The 19,815-nt window shown below is 51.5% G+C and carries 19 protein-coding genes and 1 other RNA gene; 9 read left to right on the top strand and 11 right to left on the bottom strand.

Features of this window, described 5'->3' with window-relative positions:
• The first annotated feature begins 18 nt into the window (after positions 1 to 18).
• A complete protein-coding gene (locus KO216_RS04200; RefSeq protein WP_215523039.1) occupies positions 19 to 960 on the top strand; it encodes a ThiF family adenylyltransferase in 942 nt (313 codons plus the stop codon).
• Here KO216_RS04200 and KO216_RS04195 read toward each other — a convergent pair.
• Complete coding sequence (locus tag KO216_RS04195; RefSeq protein WP_251451848.1) at positions 957 to 3,041, bottom strand: ATP-dependent DNA helicase UvrD2; 2,085 nt, start codon at positions 3,039 to 3,041, stop codon at positions 957 to 959. The two genes, KO216_RS04200 and KO216_RS04195, sit on opposite strands and share 4 nt — an antisense overlap.
• Positions 3,013 to 4,032: an NAD(+) diphosphatase gene (gene nudC / locus KO216_RS04190; RefSeq protein WP_309547347.1), complete on the bottom strand. Its 1,020-nt coding sequence runs from the start codon at positions 4,030 to 4,032 to the stop codon at positions 3,013 to 3,015. Before nudC ends, KO216_RS04195 begins: the two co-directional genes overlap by 29 nt.
• A gap of 197 nt (positions 4,033 to 4,229) precedes the next feature.
• Here nudC and rph point away from each other — a divergent pair, with 197 nt between their 5' ends.
• Both rph and rdgB read left to right on the top strand, forming a co-directional pair.
• Positions 4,230 to 4,964 (top strand): ribonuclease PH, encoded by a 735-nt coding sequence (gene rph, locus KO216_RS04185; RefSeq protein ID WP_309547346.1) that lies wholly within the window; start codon positions 4,230 to 4,232, stop codon positions 4,962 to 4,964.
• A complete protein-coding gene (rdgB, locus tag KO216_RS04180) occupies positions 4,961 to 5,620 on the top strand; it encodes an RdgB/HAM1 family non-canonical purine NTP pyrophosphatase (protein ID WP_215523037.1) in 660 nt (219 codons plus the stop codon). The genes rph and rdgB overlap by 4 nt, the downstream gene beginning before the upstream one ends.
• Before the next feature lie 8 nt (positions 5,621 to 5,628).
• On the opposite strand, the gene KO216_RS04175 is transcribed toward rdgB, so the two are convergent.
• The 4 genes from KO216_RS04175 to KO216_RS04160 are packed head-to-tail and all read right to left on the bottom strand — an operon-like array spanning position 5,629 to position 8,122.
• Positions 5,629 to 6,414: an MBL fold metallo-hydrolase gene (locus KO216_RS04175; protein ID WP_215523036.1), complete on the bottom strand. Its 786-nt coding sequence runs from the start codon at positions 6,412 to 6,414 to the stop codon at positions 5,629 to 5,631.
• Complete coding sequence (gene murI, locus KO216_RS04170; RefSeq protein WP_251451845.1) at positions 6,411 to 7,226, bottom strand: glutamate racemase; 816 nt, start codon at positions 7,224 to 7,226, stop codon at positions 6,411 to 6,413. Before murI ends, KO216_RS04175 begins: the two co-directional genes overlap by 4 nt.
• Before the next feature lie 9 nt (positions 7,227 to 7,235).
• Complete coding sequence (locus KO216_RS04165) at positions 7,236 to 7,829, bottom strand: DUF2017 family protein (protein WP_215523035.1); 594 nt, start codon at positions 7,827 to 7,829, stop codon at positions 7,236 to 7,238.
• On the bottom strand, positions 7,826 to 8,122 hold the full coding sequence (locus tag KO216_RS04160; RefSeq protein WP_215523034.1) for an ATP-dependent Clp protease adaptor ClpS: 297 nt from the start codon (positions 8,120 to 8,122) through the stop codon (positions 7,826 to 7,828). Before KO216_RS04160 ends, KO216_RS04165 begins: the two co-directional genes overlap by 4 nt.
• A 144-nt stretch (positions 8,123 to 8,266) precedes the next feature.
• Between KO216_RS04160 and KO216_RS04155 the strand changes: the two genes are divergently transcribed.
• Positions 8,267 to 9,661: a nicotinate phosphoribosyltransferase gene (locus tag KO216_RS04155; RefSeq protein ID WP_215523033.1), complete on the top strand. Its 1,395-nt coding sequence runs from the start codon at positions 8,267 to 8,269 to the stop codon at positions 9,659 to 9,661.
• 141 nt (positions 9,662 to 9,802) lie between these two features.
• Here KO216_RS04155 and KO216_RS04150 read toward each other — a convergent pair whose 3' ends face one another.
• Positions 9,803 to 10,117: a DUF3039 domain-containing protein gene (locus KO216_RS04150; protein WP_235858573.1), complete on the bottom strand. Its 315-nt coding sequence runs from the start codon at positions 10,115 to 10,117 to the stop codon at positions 9,803 to 9,805.
• A 273-nt stretch (positions 10,118 to 10,390) separates the two neighbouring features.
• Between KO216_RS04150 and ssrA the strand changes: the two genes are divergently transcribed.
• The 5 genes from ssrA (at position 10,391) to KO216_RS04125 (ending at position 15,803) form a co-directional block, all read left to right on the top strand.
• Positions 10,391 to 10,769, top strand: a transfer-messenger RNA (tmRNA) gene (gene ssrA / locus KO216_RS04145).
• An 818-nt stretch (positions 10,770 to 11,587) separates the two neighbouring features.
• A complete protein-coding gene (locus tag KO216_RS04140) occupies positions 11,588 to 12,292 on the top strand; it encodes an ABC transporter ATP-binding protein (protein ID WP_215523032.1) in 705 nt (234 codons plus the stop codon).
• Between the two features lie 4 nt (positions 12,293 to 12,296).
• Positions 12,297 to 13,076: a hypothetical protein gene (locus tag KO216_RS04135; protein WP_215523031.1), complete on the top strand. Its 780-nt coding sequence runs from the start codon at positions 12,297 to 12,299 to the stop codon at positions 13,074 to 13,076.
• A complete protein-coding gene (locus tag KO216_RS04130; RefSeq protein WP_215523030.1) occupies positions 13,073 to 13,774 on the top strand; it encodes a hypothetical protein in 702 nt (233 codons plus the stop codon). Before KO216_RS04135 ends, KO216_RS04130 begins: the two co-directional genes overlap by 4 nt.
• A gap of 169 nt (positions 13,775 to 13,943) precedes the next feature.
• Positions 13,944 to 15,803, top strand: coding sequence for an ABC transporter ATP-binding protein (locus KO216_RS04125; RefSeq protein WP_215523029.1), 1,860 nt, complete (start codon positions 13,944 to 13,946; stop codon positions 15,801 to 15,803).
• A 365-nt stretch (positions 15,804 to 16,168) separates the two neighbouring features.
• Here KO216_RS04125 and KO216_RS04120 read toward each other — a convergent pair whose 3' ends face one another.
• From KO216_RS04120 to KO216_RS04105, 4 genes are read right to left on the bottom strand one after another with little or no spacing between them, the layout of a single operon-like run.
• Positions 16,169 to 16,393, bottom strand: coding sequence for a helix-turn-helix domain-containing protein (locus tag KO216_RS04120; RefSeq protein ID WP_309547345.1), 225 nt, complete (start codon positions 16,391 to 16,393; stop codon positions 16,169 to 16,171).
• Positions 16,390 to 18,099, bottom strand: a complete 1,710-nt coding sequence (locus KO216_RS04115) for a DUF2326 domain-containing protein (protein WP_251451842.1) — start codon at positions 18,097 to 18,099, stop codon at positions 16,390 to 16,392. Before KO216_RS04115 ends, KO216_RS04120 begins: the two co-directional genes overlap by 4 nt.
• Positions 18,089 to 18,316, bottom strand: coding sequence for an ABC-three component system middle component 7 (locus tag KO216_RS04110; RefSeq protein WP_215523027.1), 228 nt, complete (start codon positions 18,314 to 18,316; stop codon positions 18,089 to 18,091). The genes KO216_RS04115 and KO216_RS04110 overlap by 11 nt, the downstream gene beginning before the upstream one ends.
• Positions 18,313 to 19,440, bottom strand: coding sequence for an ABC-three component system protein (locus KO216_RS04105; RefSeq protein ID WP_215523026.1), 1,128 nt, complete (start codon positions 19,438 to 19,440; stop codon positions 18,313 to 18,315). The genes KO216_RS04110 and KO216_RS04105 overlap by 4 nt, the downstream gene beginning before the upstream one ends.
• Positions 19,441 to 19,815 lie beyond the last annotated feature (375 nt).

The following is a 19,815-nucleotide window of genomic DNA, read 5'->3' as shown; positions in this document are numbered from 1 at the left end:
CCTGGGATGCTTATTTTTATGCGATTAATAAACGGTTCAGTAATGTTGCTGCGCTCGGGCGGGAAAGCCCAATTCGGTACCGGGGAACGCAATGGATTCCTGGTAAAAGGACTTACTCCCTCCCATATAGCCATCCTGAAATGGATATTTGACAAACAAAACTGGTACAACTCTCACCTAGAGCGCCGCTTCCCCGAAAATAAGAAAGAAGTTAGCGATATCCTAAAAATGCTTTCCGATGGAGGTCTGACCGCGAAGCATCAGGTGCCGGACGGGGATTCTGCCTGCGCCTATCACCTCTACGGCTCAGATGCCCCGATTAAAGCCCGGAAAGAGGCACTCATCGGAGTCAGCGGATTGGGTTCTTTGGGAATCACGCTAACCCGGAAGTTAATCGCCTGCGGGCTCACGTCTTTGATTTTGCGCGATCAGGAACAGGTAAAAACCCGCGACCTGTGCGTCTATAGCGATGAGCACTTGGGTGCGGTTCGCCAAGATGTCGCACCCTTGGTGCTAGGAGTAAATAAGCAACTGCCCAACCGACCAGTTACTTTGGAAATAGCGATCTGTTCCTACCTGACCAACCCGGCGTGGGCGAAAGCCTGCATCAAGAAGGGACTACCCCATCTGCCGATTATCAAACGGGAAACCGAGATCGAGGTCGGCCCCCTGTTCGTTCCAGGACGTACCTTATGTCTGCACTGTCAACATTTAGCGAAGCGCGACGCGGATCCGGAGTGGCCGCAGCTCGCTGCCCAACTAGCGTGCGCCGATCCGGTAATGGCAGATACTTCTCTGTCCGAATATGCCAGTGCTTTTGCCGTCCGAGAGGTTTTAAGCTACCTATCAGGCCTGCCAGTCTCGCTGGTGGGAGCCTCTTGGGTTTTCAATCCTGCCGATCCTCTGCCACAGGTGCGCCAATGGCAGCCACATCCAAAATGTGGCTGCGTGAACGTCTAATTCTCTAAAACCTTCAGGTTCTCGCCAGCTACCTGCACCGGATCCGCCCCTCCAATGATTTTCAAAATCGCTGCCCCGAACTTTTCTAGTTTGACCGGCCCGATTCCTCTAAGCAGTGAAAGTTGCTTGAGGTTTTTGGGAGCTACGGTGGCGATATCCCGCAAAGCAGTATCGGAAAACACGGTATAGGCCGGTTTATCCAGCCCGTTAGCTACTTCTAGTCGCCAGTGCCGCAGGTGCTCAAAAAGTTCTTGTTCTTCCTCACTAGCTGCAAGTAAGAAACGCTTAGTTTCCCCGCGCGCGCTGGGGGTGCGCGTAGTTTTCACGGCCTTAGTCTTTCGGGGCCAAACCGGAGAGAAGAACCGCGAGCAGGCACGGGTGGCTTTGCGGTCTAGGGAGCGTTTTACCCCGTAGCTAACAACCAGTTCATCACGGGCACGGGTGACTGCCACATAGGCTAGGCGGCGTTCTTCTGCCAGCTCTTTAGGGGATTTCGCCTGGGCGATAGGCAATAACCCTTCGCTAACTCCCGCCAAGAAAACTATTTTCCATTCCAAGCCCTTGGCGGAATGAATAGAAGCCAAGGTAACTCCCCCACCCGAGGGGTCTAGTTGCGCCTCAGCCAGCTCTTGCCATTCGCGCACTAACGAACTCAAAGACCATCCGGCCGCCTGCTTCAACTGCGCCTGTTCCACCAGGGTATTTAGAGATTCCCAACGTTCTAGGATCGCGCCTTGGGTAGCTGGAGCTTTCACTGACCAGCCCAAAGGACGTGCCAGCTCCGAGATGATTTCCCCGATATCTCCTTTGGCTCCCCGCTGCGCCAGCGCGCCAGCTTGCCGCAAGACAGCAGCAACTTCGGGAAGTTTAAAGAACCCTTCTGCTCCGCGCACGCAATATTTCACGTCCAAATGTGCCAAAGCTGCCTCAAATTGACTGGACTGCGCGTTAGTCCGAAACAGGACTGCGATTTCACTAGGGCGGGTGCCGCCTGCGATTCGTTCTTTAATCATTTTTGCAATCGCGCTTGCCTCTGCCTCGTCATCCGGGTAGCGCTCAAAACGCACCGCTTTCCCAGATTCACGCATGGAAGTGAGCCGGACCGCCTGCTTCTTGGTTTCTTTATCGCGGGTAACAATCCCGTTTGCCAAAGAAACTATTTGCGGAGTAGAGCGATAATCTCGGGAAAGAGTCACCACTTGAGCACCGGCATATTCGCTGGCGAAGTTACCTAAATACTGGGGGCTGGCTCCCGCAAAAGAATAAATGGTTTGTGCCGCGTCCCCGACTACGCAAAGATCTCGATTTCCCGGCCCCAACCACAGTTCTAGCAGGTGTTTTTGCAGCGGGGAAATATCTTGATACTCGTCTACCACGAAGAAGCGATATTGAGAGCGAATCTGCCCAGCAATATCTGGGCGTTCCTCAATCATCCCGCAGGTCAAAGCGAGTACATCCTCGAAATCTATAACGGAACGCTCCCGTTTGGCTTCCGCGTATCCGCGCATAATATCAGCCATATCGTAGGTGGAAATCCCGGCCGGGGGTTGCTGACCTCCGCCCTTTGCCCACTTGCCATAGTTATCGGGGTCAACCATGCTCACCGCCGCCATTTCGATGGCTGCCGCATAGTCACGCAGGGCTGCCCGATCATGAGGCAACCCTAGACGAGAAGCTACCGCTCCTATCAGGGAAGATTTAGTTTTCATTATTTTCGGTAACTCGCCGCCGATGGCAGTAGGCCAAAAATATCTAAGCTGGCGTAATGCTGCCGAGTGGAAGGTACGCGCCTGTACCCCCTCTACCCCTAGGGCGCGCAGCCTAGCCGCCATTTCCGAGGCCGCCCGCACGGTGAAAGTAACCGCCAATACCGAGGTAGGGGTATAGATGCCGCTGCGCACCCCATAGGCAATGCGATAGGTGATTGCTCGGGTTTTACCAGTACCTGCCCCAGCTCGGATACATACCGGACCACGTAAAGCCCGGGCAGCGCTAGCCTGATCGGGATCTAAATGTTTTAGTAGTTCTTCTGCCTGCTCCACATCAATTACCTTAAAAGTTATGGTCTTCGGGACGCTCAATCGGATACCCCAGCCATTTTTCGATCAGATTGGCGGCAATAGTTGCCGGTCCGGGGGGACTAATTTCTTTTCCGGCCACTAGCTGCATAAATTCGGAACGCGTTACCCACATGGCGCGGTCGATTTCGGTTTCATCCAACATAAAATAGGAGTTTCGCGAGCGAGCAAAAAATCCCAGCATTAGCGAACGGGGATACGGCCACGGCTGGGAGGTCAGGTAACGCACTTCATCGACTTCTAGTCCGACTTCTTCCTCAATTTCGCGGTGAACCGCCGCTTCTAGGGACTCCCCGGTTTCCAGGTAGCCGGCAATCAGGGAATAAAAGTTACTTTCCCAAGCAGTGTTGTGTGCCAATAGTAAACGGTCTGACTCGTCGCAGATAGCCACGATAACCGAGGGGTCTTGGCGCGGATACACAATGGTAGAGCATCCCGGGCAGTGCAGTTCCCACCCGCCAGCAGACACCTTGAGCGCCGTGGCACAGCGTGAACAATAGCTGGTGTCGCCATGCCACAGAGCTAGACAGGCCGCATGGGTGGCAATAGCCGCATCCTCACCTCCGAGGAACGCCCCTACTTGACGCAGCGGGATTAACCCCAGGGAGGTGGTGGTATGTTCGGCGATTCCCGCCAGTTCATGGTCACTAATAAACAGGGCAACCCGGCTAGTAGCGCCATCTCTGCCTAGATACCAGGCTTTACCTGCTTGGTAGCGCTCGTCCCAGGACTCAATTTGTCCTAACATTTGTCGTTCCGCGCTGCCTAGGCGGTAAAGACGTCCGCTTCCTGCGGGGGCATCTACATGGGAACGTGAAGCAGCCATTTCGGGACCCGCACTAACTCCCTTGGTAAGCGGCAGTAACACCCGGCGGCGATCAGCGACCGCAAAAACTTCCGTGTCACCGTCCCGCAATAAACTGGGTACGTGTACAAACTGGCGACACCCAGTATCCAGATCGATGCGGCAACGCGAAAGTGCGGGAGTATCCATAATCTCTAACCTATCGGCTTTGTGACTTTGCGGCATCTGCTATCGGTTTTACCCAAATCATCCGAGCCATATTTTTCCTGATAAAGCGTTAAAATTGGCGCAGATTTTTTAGGAAAGCTACGGGCAGCTTTACTGATAGCAGCTGCCTGAAATATTTAAATGCCGTTAAAGCAGCGCCTCATCATATAATCGGCAACGTGAGTAATGAAAAGTTTGTGCGCGCCGATGGACGCGCTTTTGACCAGATGCGACCGTTAAAAATTACCCGAGGCTGGGCAAAGCAGGCCGAAGGTTCCGTGCTGATTGACTGCGGAAATACCCGCGTGCTCTGCAATGCTTCCCTGACCCAAGGGGTACCGCGCTGGCGGCAAGATTCCGGTCTGGGATGGGTAACTGCCGAGTATGCGATGCTGCCCCGCGCCACCTCTACCCGTTCGGGGCGCGAATCGGTAAGGGGAAAAATCGGAGGCCGCACCCATGAAATCTCGCGTTTAATCGGCCGCTCCCTGCGCTCAATCGTAGATATGAGCGCCCTAGGGGAAAACACGATTGTGCTGGACTGTGATGTACTTAGCGCTGACGGCGGCACCCGCACTACTTCGATTACCGGTGCCTATGTTGCCCTGGTAGATGCCATCAAAGTGGGGCAAGAAAAAGGGTGGATACGGCCCGGAAAAGTGCTTTCGGATTCCCTATGCGCAGTCTCGGTTGGTTTTCTGGAGGGAAACGCCCTGCTAGATCTGCCTTATGAAGAGGATTCGCGCGCCGATGTTGATATGAATATTGTGGCGACCGGTTCCGGCAAGTTTGTAGAAATCCAAGGCACCGCCGAGGGACAGACTTTCGATCGCACCCAGCTGAATGAGCTGCTGGATCTGGCCGGAAAAGGGATCCAAGAAATTTCTGCCATCCAGGCGGAGGCACTGTCATGAAGATACCATCTGGGGCGCGCTTGATTCTGGCCACCCATAACCCTCATAAGGTGCAAGAACTAGCCGATATCCTCTCTCCCTTAATCGCCGGTTTTTCCCCGGAAATGATTGTGGGAGCAGGCGGATTAGGAATCGAAGAACCTGTCGAGGACGGGGTTAGTTTCACTGAAAATGCACTGATTAAGGCACGTTTGGTGGCACAAAGAACCGGGCTGCCTACGGTTGCCGATGATTCGGGGTTATGCGTAGACATTATGGGAGGCGCGCCCGGGATTTTCTCGGCACGCTGGTGCGGACATCATGGTGATGACCGCGCTAACCTGCAATTATTACTTGACCAACTGCGCGACGTTCCCGAAGAAAACCGGGGAGCCAGTTTCGTTTGTGCGGCGGTGCTGGTTTCACCGGCTGGCTTGGAACGGCACTGTCTAGGGAAAATGAGTGGAAAGCTGCTTGATGCCCCGCGTGGCGATGGTGGCTTTGGTTACGATCCGATTTTCCTAGCCGAAGGGCAAGAACGCACTAATGCGGAATTAAGCCCGGAAGAAAAGAACGCCCTTTCTCATCGAGGAAAAGCCTTCCGCGCCCTCGCCCCCGCGATCGCGGCCACTATCGAGCTAGGGGGTAACGTTACCCCTGATCAGGCACGCCCCTAACACTAAAGCTAAATCTCGAAGCTCATCCCGGAGCGGGCGATTTCCAGTTCTCCCCGCCAGGTGGTTTTCGCTTCCTGTAGGGGGACGTCGGGGTCGGTCCAAGGTTGAATATGGGTGAGTACCAGTTTCTTGGTTCCCGCATTTTGGGCTACCCGGCCGGCGCGCTCCCCCGTCATATGGATCCCGCGCACCTCGTCCTCCTTAGTAAACCCGCATTCAGAGAAAAATAGATCCGAGTTCGCAGCGGCTTGCACCAAAGTATCGCACTCGTCCGAATCACCCGAGTAGGTGAAGACTGTCTCGCCATTCTTACCGGGACCGGTTACCCGGAAAGAAAATGCGGGAACTGAATGCCAGGCGGCGAAAGGTTTAATCTGCAAGGGGCCAACGCTAAAAGCTCGTCCCTGCTTTAGATGATGAAAATCGAACTCGCCGCTAAAGTCATCGCGGGGACTAAAACCGTCTAGGCCTCGCACCCGGTCCTTGACTCCCTTGGGTGCGTAGACCGGGATGGGGCCGAGGGCGCCGCGTGGGTGCCAACGCCTATGCACCTGCATAGACACGATATCTGAGCAGTGGTCAGCGTGTAGGTGTGAAAGCACTACCGCGTCTAGCTTGGTGGGATCCGTATAGTTCCAAAGTTGCCCGAAAGATCCGGGCCCTAAATCAAAAACCACCGAATAGGTATGGGGAAGCCCCAGGGGGTCAGTTCCTTCAGCCTGCACTAGGTAGCAGGAAGCTGGGGAGTCCGGCCCGGACATAGAGCCGGTAACCCCTACCACTGTCACTTTCATGAAGTAATGCTCTCCTTTTTGATTCCGGTAAAGTTTGCCCCCATTATTCGGGAGGCCAGGGCGGTGAAAGAATCTTTAGCTTCGGTACAAATAAAGTGGTGCTCTGCTTTTTCCGCCCCGAACGGGCGCAACATTTTTTCTTCCACCAGTTCCCCATAGACTTTTCGTGCCGCCGCCGAAGATGAAGAAATCAGGGACACGTTTTCTCCCATGAAATAAGAGATTGGCCCTTCGAGCAGCGGATAGTGAGTACAACCGAGAACTAAAGTATCTACTCCCGCCTCTTTTAGGGGAGTTAGATATTCTTCGGTAACGTCAAAAAGTTCCTGGGAGGCGGTGATGCCTTCCTCCGCGAACTCTACGAAACGCGGACAGGCTTGAGTAAAAATCTCCGCCCCCATGCGAGAGAGTTTACGCTGATAAACGCCGGATTCAATCGTGGCTCGGGTGCCGATAACCCCGATCTTGCCGTTACGAGAACGGGTAACCGCGTGTTCAACTGCCGGTTGTACTACTTCTACTACCGGAATCCCCTGTTCGTCCTGGTAGCGATGCCGCGCCTCATCCAGCACCGCACAGGAGGCAGTGTTGCAGGCGATAACCAACATTTTTACTCCCGACTCCACCAGGGAGTCCATGATTGAGAGGGAAAAGTAACGCACGGTGTCGAGGTCTTTTTCTCCATAAGGGGTATGGGCAGTATCCCCCACATAACGGATTTCTTCGCGCGGCAACACATCCAAAACTGCGCGCGCGACCGTCAGCCCTCCGACTCCCGAGTCGAAAATACCGATAGCCGATTCATTAGTCACAAAAACAGCCTAGCTAGGCTGCGGCCAGCTATCTATCGCCTGCAAGAGTGAATCTTGCCACCCAGAGAGCCATTCATAGAAGGAAGTAACTAGGGCTTCCTCAAATTTTTCGTTTCCGGTTTTCGGGTTTACCTGCGAAGATACCTGTCTATTGTCTTGGGGATCAACGCTGTAGTCTTCGGGACTGAGTTTGCCGGATATGGCAAGACGCACATCGTTTATTCCGCCTAGCCAATCCCATTCTTGTCCACTTTCGATCAGCAACACCGAACCGGTCTGCTCGGAAAGTAGTTGGTATAGCCGTTCTAAGCGTTCGGATTTTTGGGTACGTAGCTGCGAATCAGTCAACTCCCGCATAGTTTGGGCGGTTCGCTCGTCAGCTGCTCCCGGGGGCAAGAGCCGATCTAATGAAGCATTCTGAAGATGGATGTCTTTAGCCGCGTCCTCGCTATCGTCCTCCCCGAGCATAGTGGTGATTTCAAAAGGTAATACCGGTGGATCCAACAGGGTGCGTACTTCTGAAATTGCTTTTAGAAAGAGGTCGCGCTCAACTTCTCCAATTGGGCATTCCCATCCCCCGGGGACGGGACGGAAAGCGTTCATTTTACGTCCGGTCCATCCAAGGTGGCGCGCAAACCATAAGCGTGCAGTGCCTGCACTAAGGCTTCCATTCTTTCGCGAGTACCCACCGCTACCTCAGTTTTCCCCTGGTTGAAGATCTCTTGCCGGGTGCGCCTGGCTTCTTCTGAGGACATGGAAAACTGGTTGGCTAAAACTTGTTCCACGTAGCGCGGCTGGTTAACCGGATCTCGAGAGATAGTAACCCGCCATTGCTTCAGGCGAGTACTGCCCGAATACGCAGGAGTACCCGGGTCAGAAGCCAGATGATTAACCATATATTCAGGGTATTAAAAACGATGCCGACAAGGGGCTGTTTTGAAAGATGATTTTATTGGCGCGGTTACTTACTTCCCAGAATTTTTGTTTTCGCCCGCAAGGCGAAAACTGGAATATAAGCCGTTTTTGAGTATGCTAAAAACATGAGTTCTTCAGTAACCACTTCTTTGTTAACCGATATGTACGAGCTGACCATGGTGGATGCCGCTTTGAAATCTGGCACCTGGAACCGCGGCTCCATTTTTGAACTATTCGGTCGACGACTGCCAGCAGCGCGTCGTTTCGGGGTGATGGCTGGCAATGCCCGCGTAATCGAAGCCCTGGAGCGTTTCGAATTTTCAGCTGACGAGATTGACTACCTATCAAGGGAAAAAATAGTTAGTGATGACTGCCTGGATTACCTGAAAAGCTATAAATTCAAGGGCAATATTCGCGGTTACACCGAGGGGGAATGCTATTTCGAGTCCTCTCCCCTACTGCAGGTAGAAGGCACTTTTGCCGAATGCGTTTTATTGGAAACCCTGTTATTGTCGATTCTAAATCACGATTGTGCGGTCGCTAGCGCGGCCTCGCGGATGACTATCGCGGCTCACGGGAGGCCATGTGTGGATATGGGCGCCCGACGCACCCACGAACGCAGCGCAGTCTCTGCCGCGCGTGCCTCCTATATCGCTGGTTTTAGGGGAACTTCTTGTCTGGAGGCCGGCAAACGCTACGGGATTCCCACTATCGGTACCGCGGCGCACTCTTTCACTTTGATTCACGACTCTGAAGAGGACGCCTTCCGGGCGCAACTGGCTAGCTTGGGGCCAGGCACCACTTTGCTGGTGGACACCTATGATGTTGCCCGCGCAGTCGAGCGCGGGGTAAAACTGGCACGGGAAGCCGGTGGCGAACTGGGATGCGTGCGCTTGGATTCTGGGGATCTGGTGGCCGAGGCTTTCAAAGTCCGGGCACTACTGGATTCCTTGGATGCCCAAAGCACCAAGATTACGGTTACGAATGACCTGGACGAATACGCAATTGCGGCTCTCGGTGCCGCTCCGGTGGATTCCTACGGGGTGGGTACCAAGATGGTGACTGGTTCTGGTATTCCCACTGCCGCTTTAGTTTATAAACTGGTACAGCGGGTGAATGAAGATGGCTCGATTCACGATGTCGCCAAGCGTTCGACCTCTAAATCTACTTTAGGGGGACGCAAGTTTGCGGGGCGCGCCCGTGGCGAAGACGGATACGCTAATGCAGAGTTGGTAGTGGTGGCCGATGATGCCCAGCAGGCTGAGGTCGAGTTTGAGCGCCGCAATGCCCGTCCGCTGCTAGTTGATTTGGTTACTGATGGACAGCCTAATCCACGTTACGTTGGCAAGCAGGCTTTGCAAGATGCTCAGGACCACCATGTGCAGGCGCGTAACGAACTCCCCTACCCCGGCTGGAGGCTTTCGGCAGGGGAAGCGGCAATTCCTACCGAGATTATTGATTTAACTGAGCGCGAGGACGAAGTCGAGGCTCCTAGTAGCAAACCAGAGCCCCGTCGCTAACCGGTTATTGCTGAGTAGCGGGCTCGGAAGACCACCGAGCCTTGGAGGTTGGGTGTACTAGGCCTTCGCGCCCTCATAGTTTAGGAATCGTTAGCCGGCGTTTTCTGGGGACAGTACGCGGTGATACCTGGCAATAAGGTTTTAGCGGGATCCTCCCGGACCGCGGAATGGCCAGTCGGGACCGCCGGAGGCATCCATTTCTTTCTTGATTTCTACGCAGCGCGGGCATATTGGGTGATTACGAACCTCGCGGGTGGGAACCCACACCTTGCCGCAAAGGGCGACTACTGGCTGTCCAGTCAGGCGCGAAGCTGCTAGGCGGTGCGCCGAAACATAATGCGCATAACGGTCTTTGTCCCCGGGCTCTTGCCGGCGAGTTTCCGGACGCTCCAGAACTCCCAGGCCGCCCTCACTCTGCCCACTGTCTGGATCTGATAAACCGCTGCGCATATCCATACCCTCCATCTTAGGCTAAGTAGCTAAAAATCGTGGCTAGCTGTGGAAATTAGCAGCGCTGAGACGTAGATATTTGCTAAGCGCGAAAGCATAGCTAGGTACAGACGGTGATTCAGTTCTTGGGGCGCACTGTGTAGAGTTTTATTGAAGAGCTCGTGGAGCTGGGGATCATCGGCCTCGAAAATGTGAGGTATTACCGCACCTATTGACTATTGGGGAAAAATTTTCGACAATTGTAGATGGCGTTCGCGCCGGTTGTTTTTCAACTTAATAGGGGTCGATCGGTTTCGACAGCTGGTATTGGTTGCAGAGAAGCGTGCCGAGAATGTGAAGTCATCTCGCTAACGTCCTTCACAAAACAATAAGTGCTAAACATAACCGCACTGACTTCGCTCTAGCTGCTTAAGCAGAGCCTTTAAAAGTCCGTCAGCTCCGAGGGTGCTTCTACCTCGGTTCCTGGCGTCGTTTTTCAGGAGCCACTGGCTGCAGTTTTCGTCAATGGGATTGCAGCGACACTTTACAGTGACTGAGCCTATAGAATCTCTAGTTTGCCAAGTAGATTCAGGCTGAGAAAAAGCTCAGGCAAACTGCGCACGGAGAAGAATGCAGGAGTACCAGTTGGACCGGGGTTCGATTCCCCGCGGCTCCACCATTTAGACGCTCATTTTGATACAAAGTGAGCGTCCTATTTTTATGTTGCGCGGAGGGGCGGTTTGGCTTGTCAGCGCAGGTTTCTGGATTTTACTCGCTTGTCTATATGCGTCTGCGGGGGTCGCCGAGGTGATGCGCCTGAGGCTGATTTCAGCTAGTGGGTGCGTGCCTGGGAGTAGCCGCTAAAAAGTGTTGCTGGCGCTAAAAGGTACGGGCTTCATTAGATGTTGGCTTGAGCCTTATTTGCAATCCGTTGGTAGCTCATGCTGATCCCAGTTGTGGAGATGTAATCTTTAGTTCGTATTCTAGTGGTGAGTGACCGTTGGGAAGAGTGGATCTGCGTGCGGTTGTAGAGTACTTCGACCCGTTTGGCCGCTGAAGTTACATATCTAAGAGATGGGGACGAAAGCGAGATATATTTGCAAGGGCGCGTTACAAGGAGCTTTTGGCTGCTAACCCCAGATAGTGGGGTGTAGCTAGAACTACGTGGTAGAACTCACGCTAGAGTGCCTATGGAGTCGCTTCGTCAGAGTGCTGGTTTACCTCTCAAGAACGTGGAATTAATATCGAGTGTTTGCATACTCTTAGGAGCAGCAAGAGCTTGTGGTCGAAGCGCGACGCTGATGAGAAACGTAATATGTTTGGGTATTTTCGCAACGAGGGTTGCCGGATGTGAAATTTTCCACTCTTAATCAATCTGGCACCTTCTCTTGTCACAGCTCCTGTGGTGGCAGTATCGTGAAGATGCGTGACGCCAAAGCGTGTCATGCGTAAAAAACCGTACAGATTTTCATATCAGCCGTGCTGTAGGAGCGAACGATGATTAGTTTTACTAGCGTTTCTAAGGTTTTTGGTGCGACTCAGGCGCTGCGTGATGTCTCATTTGATGTGCCCAACGGTTCCATCGTCAGCCTAGTTGGTCCGAATGGTTCCGGAAAATCTACGCTTTTGCGAATTCTGCTAAATCTAGAATCAGCAACCTCTGGAACGGCTCATTTTGATGGAAAACCTTATTCTATTTTTTCCTTGGAGCACGAGGTTGGCGTTTCGCTAGATACAATGATTCCGCACCCGTCGAGAAGAGCAATTGACCAATTGTTGTGGGTTGCCGCAGCGAAGGGAATCCCAAAAGGAACGTGTTTTAATACACTTGAGCAGGTTGGCCTAGCTAAGGCGTCAAAACGTCGCATCAAAGGTTTTTCATTGGGAATGAAACAGCGGTTAAGAATAGCCGCTGCATTATTGGCTGACCCAGATGTTTTGGTGCTTGATGAACCGGTGAATGGTCTTGACCCAGAAGGAATACTGTGGCTAAGAATTCTCTTGAAGGAATTTGTGGAAGCCGGGAAGACTGTTTTGATTACGAGTCACTTGATGAACGAGCTGGAACAGCTAGCTACATCATTTGTATTTCTTCGTGAAGGTACTGTGGTAGAGCAATTAAGTCAAGATCAGTTACATGGTGCCTATAGCTCTTTGGAAGAAGCGTACTTCCGCATTAATCAGTCGGCTTTAGGAGAGTGAGCTGATGCGTGATATCCGATCTGAATTTATTAGATTCTGGTCTATGCGCGAGGCATTTCTTGCAATGATTCCTGTGTTGCTATTAAGTATTGTTTTTTCAATAATAAATGGCGAGATAATGAATGCAATTTTGTCTGGAGATCTTTCAGGACATGATTTAGACCCTTCACTAGCTCAGAAACCCATTTCTGACCTTCTTTTGGAAGGCTACCTTGGTCCTGTATATCAAGCTTCGGTGATATTTATTCCAATAGCTGCTGCTTACTTGTTTAATCTGGAGTATGCGCATGGAGAACATGAATCTGTTTTACTAGTATCGAGATCTCTCCTCATGCGGCGAATAGGTACGATTCTATGTGGAATATCTTGGGCTGTTGGAGCCGCTTTTGTTGCTGCTATCGCGAACTATGTCGTTTGTGTGCTACAACTCGATTTAAAGGATGAAGCTTCCTTATCAATTCTGTCAGCGTTTATAGTATTCACCCGTGTTGCGGTTTTTGCGATTCTTTTCTCTGTGCTGGCGTTGTTTGTGACTGCGTTAACACGTCGTCTATTTGTTTCGGTTATCGTTTTTGTCTTATTGCTCTTTATATCCCTTTCAGGAATTCTTCAGTCAATCCCTATTCTTCATAATTCTCTGCCTTTGATTGGTGGTAAGTCCTTCGCGTTTTGGGATCCTGCTGAGGGTCCATACTCAATTAGCGGTGCCGTCGTGCTACTTTTATCGTGGATAGCTGTTTCCTTGGTAGGGTACATAGCACTCGCTGTGGGAAGGCGTCGGTGATGATGCGTTCGTTGTGGAGCTACTTGATAGCAACTGTAACTTTACCTTTAAACTGGTTTGCGTTGGCGTTACCTGCGCTCATAGTACCGTTTTTTGTGTCGTTATCTAGTGCTGATGCAGAGATAAATGGGATAAAAATATCTGCTACTCCTTCTTCGCTTTTGCCCTCTCTGGTTTATGTTGTACTTCTATCTTCGTGTTGGATGTCTGGAGTTAATTGTAATAATTTCGACAAGGAGATACGTAGAGTAGTACTTAATAAAGGAATTATTTTTGAGGATATTGTGCCTCTAATAGTTCATGGATTGTTTGGAATAGGTAACGTCGCTATTGCATATTTTGAGCTGCTAATTATAGGGAATATGGATCTTTTTTATAATCCTAAAATTATAGTTGTTGTTTTTGTTGAAGCACTTGCAGTGAGCGTCTTGGGTTGTGCAATAGGCCGTGCGTTTAATAATGGAGTATTATCGACAATTTCTATACTTCTTTATTCAATATTACTTCAGCCTGCTGTTGAACGGTTGATTCCATTTGTTGTCCAAAGAGGAGTAGCCGCTCGGATTGTAGATTTAAATAGTGGAGAGGAATTGTGGGCTTCAGTTTTTCTTGACGTTGTTTTCTTTTTAAGCATTACGCTACTTTTTCTTTTGTTTACGCGTGTTCTTAGGCCGTGGGTGGGGGCAAAAAATGCTTAAGCCGACGGGCATCGCCTAAACTGGATGCGAACCCAGTGTAATCAAGTAGCACAAATCCTGCTTGATCTGTTGCATATGCATATTAATCGGCTTCGATCTTCAGGTGGTTCATTTGAAGATAGCTGTTACTGGCTAATGCGTCAAGCACTTCGGAGGAGGGAGTTTTTGAATGGATAATCTGGAAGAGACTGCGAGCGAACTTGAGGGTTTGTCAATTTCAGCTGGGATGCGCGCGGCCCCCCTTGGTGTTTCTTTTAAGAAAGCCATAACTATTTTGTATAGTACCGGTCGGTACGCTTTATTCGCTATTGTTACGATGACCTTGCTACGGGGCGTACTTCCTGCTGTTCAAGTGGCAGCCATAGGCAGCTTAGTTTCGAACATCGCCGATTTAAATACAGGGTTTAGCCAAAGTAGTATATGGGCACTCGCACAGTTATCTTTCTCGCTCGTTGGTGCTTATGCACTCGATAACCTACTTAAGTATGCGGGCGATAAATTGACACTAAAACTGTCCTATAAGACTGACATTGATGTCGTTCGTAAGCTTCGATCACTAGAGGTGCAAGATTTTGAGAGTTCACGAACCTATGATGCTATTCAGCGTGTTGATTCGAATACTGGCGAACACATATTTTCTTTGTTTGATGCTGCTCGTTCAGCTGTTCAGGCTGTAATTTCCATCTGTGGTATTGTCAGCGTCATTGCGGCCTGGAACTTGTGGATTGCTTTGGTTCTTTTGGTTGCTCCTATTCCAGCGGCTATCGCCACGTTTCAGCTGCAAACAAAGGCGTATGATATTGAGTTTGCACGGGCACCGAAATCCAGACTTGCTGGATACTTTAGAGCCTTACTCACCTCAGATTCAACAAGAAAAGAAATTAAAGTATTCCGTCTTGCAGAATTGTTTGAGGACAAGTATACGAAGCTTAGGAGTAGCTTTCTGAAGCAGGATGCTTTGCTAATTCGGTTCAATTTAACAAAGGCTGGATCTCTTGGTTTAATTTCAGTTTGCGCAAATGTGGGTTCGATTATTTTTGCCACAATTCTTGCTTCCAGCGATGGACGAGTAGGCGAACTCGCTGGTTTCATTTCAGCTTCGTCTCAGATGAACGGATTAGTTTTGGCTGCATTTCTGGGTCTGACAGGTATATATCAACATCTCCTCTACGTGTCGAACTGGGTAGCCGTGATGGAGATGGAACCCTCTCCGATTCTTGAGGGTACGCGCGAATTTTCGGATGAAACTTTGTCAATAACAGAGTCTAGGGGCATTGAGATAGAGTTCAGGGATGTTAGTTTTATCTACCCAGGGACGGAACAGGTCGTTCTCAACGGGGTTTCGTTTAAAGTTGATGCAGGTTCCACTACGGCGATTGTCGGATTGAATGGTTCTGGTAAGACCACAATATGTAAATTGCTTCTACGTTTCTATGAGCCTTCTAGTGGAGTTATTTTAATAAACGGCATCGATATAGCTCAGTATAGTAGAGAGTCCCTATATAGTTGTTTTTCTGCTCTCTTTCAAGACTTTGCCAAATTTGAACGTTCCCTGGGCGATAATGTAGCTTTCGGTTCGGGAAAGGAATTCGACCCATTTATCGATTATGAGGATGTTGAGCACTCTTTAAGAATGGTCTCGCTTGATCATTTGGGAGATATCCTACCGGAAGGATTAAGCACAGTCCTTGGCAGACGTTTTGCAGGTGGTAGGCAATTATCTATTGGACAGTGGCAGCGTTTAGCTACTGCGCGGGCTTTATATAAAAAGCCTGCTCTTTTGGTTCTGGACGAACCTACTGCTTCTGTCGATGCGGTATCAGAGAAGGCAATGTTCGAAGCGTTGGATGAAATTGACTACAACTTGACTATCTTGCTCGTAGCACACCGTTTCACGACGATTTGCCACGCTGAAAAGATTATCGTACTTGATAACGGACGAGTGGTTGGGAATGGCGATCATAAGACCCTCCTCACATCTTGTCAGTTTTATTCTGAGATGTTTCATGCGCAAAGAGGCTACGCATAGGTAACTTTGATACAGGGGCATCTTTCCCTACTGCAATTCATGACCTGCTCCCAATTATTAGGGCCAGTTGAAATGAGAGAGTTCTAACTGCCTGGCTGGTGTTGGTCGGGCAGAATGGAACTTGTGACGAGTAAATCACGTAATTATCAGAGCCCTGGGCAAATCGTTTGGGGCTTGAACGCGCCAAGACTATTCTTGGCCAGGGCGGAACCGTTGCTGACGTGTATTGGTGTGGGCTGGGTTTTTCGAGCCATTCGACTTGAGTGTGTCTTCCTTTGCTAGGGTCTGCTGTAGGTTTGGTTGACATTATGGTTGTTTCGATTGCTTTACGTTGTCCTGCGTTCGCGTGGCCGAAGTCAAAGCTGTTAGTCATTGACCCCGTCCTCGTTCAGCGCAACTGCGGCACAAATGTCGGCAACATCGCACTCAAGTGCGGTACAGATTCGGGCAAGCACGTCGGTGGTGACGTTACCATCACGTCCGAGCTTGGCGATGGTCGCTGGTGATAGCCTGGTTTGGTGCCGTAGGTCTTCGCGGGTCATGTCGCGGTCGATGAGGAGTTTCCATAAGGGTTTGAAGGTGATGGTCACTTTGTTTGCTCTCCTTCTTCCTCGGTATTCCATGTGAATCCGTAGAGCGCTTCGGCGTCTTCGCCGAGGTGAATGATCTGGTTTTCTGCAACGGTGTGTTCTGCTCCAGTACCGTATGCCTTGGTGGCGTCGAAGGAGAAGAACACTTGTTTGGGTTCGTGCGCTCCGCTAGTCAAGGCGGAAGTGTGGGCGTAGACGTTGAGTAGTTCGCGTACCGGCGCGAAGGCCACTGGTTTGATGATTGCTGAGTCGTGAATGACAAACGGCAACGGCGTGGTGGTGAGCACAGCAAGGTCGAAAACTATGAGGTTCTTGGCCTTGGCTCCCGATCCTCGATCGCCGTTATGATCGAAGCTGTAGGACACACCTTTTGTTGCTGCCTTGAATGAAAACAGCGGACTCTTGCGATGCTTGTTCGGGTAGAGCGCATCGTTGATGGTTTTCATCTGAGCATTGATCGTGTCAGTCAGTTCCCCGAGGAGTCTTGGGATAACTTCGGCAATATCGTGCTTGAGCTTCTTGCGTTCAGCTTTGAGTTCCTCGTTATGGTCGAAGGTGCGGATTTGCTCATCGAGGCGGTCGATTCGGGCCTGTATTCGGGCGGATTGGTCGTAGGTTTCATCATCGAGTGAGACTGATTCACCCAACGCCAAGATCTGCGCTTTGAAATTGTCGATGGCCAATTTCAATTTTGTGACCTGAGCGAGGTAGTGGCGTTGCTGTTCGTGGAGTTGTTCTTCAAGAATACCGGTGAGCTGGTGGTGGTAGTACTCGATCGTTTCGAGAGACTCTCGGTTAGAGTTGGGAAAGAATTCGTAGAACTCTTCAAGGTCACGGGTGGTGATGCGGGTCTGGCCCGAAAGCGTGGCCTCCACGATGGCCAGGCGACTATTGATTGCATCGAGTTCTTGAACCAGCGGACGCATCCGCGCACGTTTGAGCGCTTGTTCTTGTCGTGCCTTTTGCTCGGTCTGGAATAAGTCTAGGTCGGCGTGGGTACGCAGTTGTTTAGCTTCGATTCTCGCTTCAAGGAGTTCTCGCTGAGCTGTGTCGCGTTCTTTCTTCGTAGTGAGCTTGATGTAGCTGGAGTACTTGCCCTTGGCCATGGCGTTGAGTGTGGAGACTTCTTTGTTCACCTGGTCGTAGCGAGACTGAAGGTGCTCGATCTCGTCGTATGCACCGAAAAGCTCCAGTAACGCTTTGGCTCCGTCGGTATCGCTCGCTCCAGCGGCAGCAGCCAACGGCCGATCCAGCAACGCTATGTCTCGCTCATCATAACGGCTGAATCTGCCGACGAGTTCACGCCATGTCCCACCCGTCTGCTGCAGCGCGTACTGCTCAAGAAGAAAGCTCTGGTAGTCGTAGAGGCTGAGTTCTTCTTCTGCCTGCTTCCACATCGGGTCGCGGTAGCGGGTGACGAAACCATGTCGGTCGGTTGTTCGACTGAAATGGTGATCTTTGCCAGACAGGTGAAGTGAGAAGTAGATGGTGTGGTGGCCGACGGCTTGCGGGAGAAGTACCGCGTCGGATTTGAGGAAGTCGCCTCCTGCGTAAACGAAATCGATGATCTGTAGCAGCGTGGACTTGCCGATGGAGTTTTGTGCCTCGTCTGCGCCTTCAACGATGTTCAACCCGGCATGCAGGTCGATGACAGGGCGGGGTTTGCCGTCCTTCTTGAACGCAGGTGACCATAATCTAGTGAGCACGACGAATCACTCCTTTGCTGACATCAATGTCAAGGGTGCCGAGTGTGAGTAGCAGTGTCAGAGCCTCGATGAGGTCTTCAGTGTGTAGGTCTTGTGCGAGGATTCGTTGGAGTTCCAGCACCGAGATCGGTTCATCGTCTAAGGCTTTGAGAATCGTGACGAAGTCAGCGAGCACGGATTCGTTGAAACGGTAGAGCTTGTTCGGCAGACGGATCACAGTATCTGCCTCCCAGGCTTGAACAGTTCACAGATCTGGGTCAGGAACGACACCACAACACCGCAGGCGTATTCATCAACCTGCGTGTGCTGGTCGATCCACTCGGTCAGGCGTGCCCACACCTCATCTTGGCTCAGCCCTGCATCAACCAGAACACGCCACGCACCCCAAATATCATCCCGCATCCGCTCAAAATCGAGTTTCCCGGCTTCTTCCAGGGCTTTAGCTTTCTTTCGCACAACCGACTCGTAAATGCTCATGTGGTCACGCACCCGCCGCACAAGTTTCACATCATCAAGTTTCGCTTGCATCGGCATCACGTCATAGGTCACGCCCGGGGCGAGATCCTCAATCGGAAGGTTATGGATCGCGATGAGCAACTTCGTGATTTTCTGATCCAAGCCGAGTGGAACAAGACCCTCATCAACCCGGTCACTCAATGACAGCGCCTTATTGGATTGGCGCAATTTGGTTACATCTTGTGCCGTGTGACTGAGCTCGTATTTCTCCCCGCAAGGCTTACACACGACCGCGAAATCATCAGCGGAGTATTCGTCCTCTTCACAGTCGAGGAAGACGATCGCATACGAGTCGGCTTGCTGTCCGTGGGATGAGATTCCCAGCGGTCTGCCACAGTTCGTACATCCGCGTGAGCGTGCGAGGAGAAGCTTTTCGTATCGCACCCGAGCTGCTTGCACAGCGATCTCGGCAAGCACTTTGGCCTTCCCGTTATCGGTGCCCGCCTTTTCGTGAACGATCTCAACAAGGAGGCGTGCAACATCTTCAGGAAAATGATCGAGCCGTACCTGCTCGCCGTAGGCGGCAATGTTGTCAGTAATCAGCTGCTGAGTTTCAAGCTCAAGATCATCAAGTACGGTGACGAAATTGTTGACCCCCCAGCGGGCAGTAATCGCCTTGGCGAGCTTCTTCGTGAAAGCCTTGTCGGTCGAAGCCATTCGCTCCAGCGTCGCATCACTGGGCAACGTGGAAGGATCAGCACGCGTTGCCCAATCGGCTTCGGTCACGGTCGTAAACATCGAGATCAGTTCCCGCAGATACGGTGCACGAGCAAGACCTCCGGGCACGAGAGGGTGGAGCGCGTCAGCGAGTTCAAAGAACTTCATCGCCCTCCTACCCTCGAAAAAGTCTCACGGTTTCTCACGAAAGCCCCTCACGGTTTCTCACGGCTACGAACAGCCATGTTCGTAGCCTGAAAACAGCTCTTCGGACAACACTGCACCGAATCACGTTCGTGAAGAACTTCTTCACATTCTACTACAGGATGTGGCAGATGATCGACACGACACGAGCACGACCTCGACGCGATGCTCCGGAGAGCAGGGTTCACACAGTCGACGGCGTGAACCCGATGAGGTGAACCAGCCGCGTCCGTGGCCGGTGCTCCTACAAGGTGCCGCGTGCTGATCACACAAGGCCGTCAACTGTCAAGGAGACGCGTAAGAGAAGCAAGTGGCAGGCATCCATCTGGGTGCCTGCCT

Origin of the sequence: Varibaculum prostatecancerukia, assembly GCF_943169825.2 — a bacterium.
GTDB lineage: Bacteria > Actinomycetota > Actinomycetes > Actinomycetales > Actinomycetaceae > Varibaculum > Varibaculum prostatecancerukia.
The sequence above is the reverse complement of the archived record's forward strand: the minus strand, read 5'-3'. Positions and strand labels throughout refer to the sequence as shown.

Bases quoted from the DNA above. Each gene is read 5' to 3' on its own strand.
- KO216_RS04200 (WP_215523039.1), top strand. From the start codon at position 19: ATGCGATTAATAAACGGTTCAGTAATGTTGCTGCGCTCGGGCGGGAAA.
- nudC (WP_309547347.1), bottom strand. From the start codon at position 4,032: ATGGATACTCCCGCACTTTCGCGTTGCCGCATCGATCTGGATACTGGG.
- rdgB (WP_215523037.1), top strand. From the start codon at position 4,961: ATGAAGATACCATCTGGGGCGCGCTTGATTCTGGCCACCCATAACCCT.
- KO216_RS04175 (WP_215523036.1), bottom strand. From the start codon at position 6,414: ATGAAAGTGACAGTGGTAGGGGTTACCGGCTCTATGTCCGGGCCGGAC.
- KO216_RS04165 (WP_215523035.1), bottom strand. From the start codon at position 7,829: ATGAACGCTTTCCGTCCCGTCCCCGGGGGATGGGAATGCCCAATTGGA.
- KO216_RS04160 (WP_215523034.1), bottom strand. From the start codon at position 8,122: ATGGTTAATCATCTGGCTTCTGACCCGGGTACTCCTGCGTATTCGGGC.
- KO216_RS04155 (WP_215523033.1), top strand. From the start codon at position 8,267: ATGAGTTCTTCAGTAACCACTTCTTTGTTAACCGATATGTACGAGCTG.
- KO216_RS04150 (WP_235858573.1), bottom strand. From the start codon at position 10,117: ATGGATATGCGCAGCGGTTTATCAGATCCAGACAGTGGGCAGAGTGAG.
- KO216_RS04140 (WP_215523032.1), top strand. From the start codon at position 11,588: ATGATTAGTTTTACTAGCGTTTCTAAGGTTTTTGGTGCGACTCAGGCG.
- KO216_RS04135 (WP_215523031.1), top strand. From the start codon at position 12,297: ATGCGTGATATCCGATCTGAATTTATTAGATTCTGGTCTATGCGCGAG.
- KO216_RS04125 (WP_215523029.1), top strand. From the start codon at position 13,944: ATGGATAATCTGGAAGAGACTGCGAGCGAACTTGAGGGTTTGTCAATT.
- KO216_RS04105 (WP_215523026.1), bottom strand. From the start codon at position 19,440: ATGAAGTTCTTTGAACTCGCTGACGCGCTCCACCCTCTCGTGCCCGGA.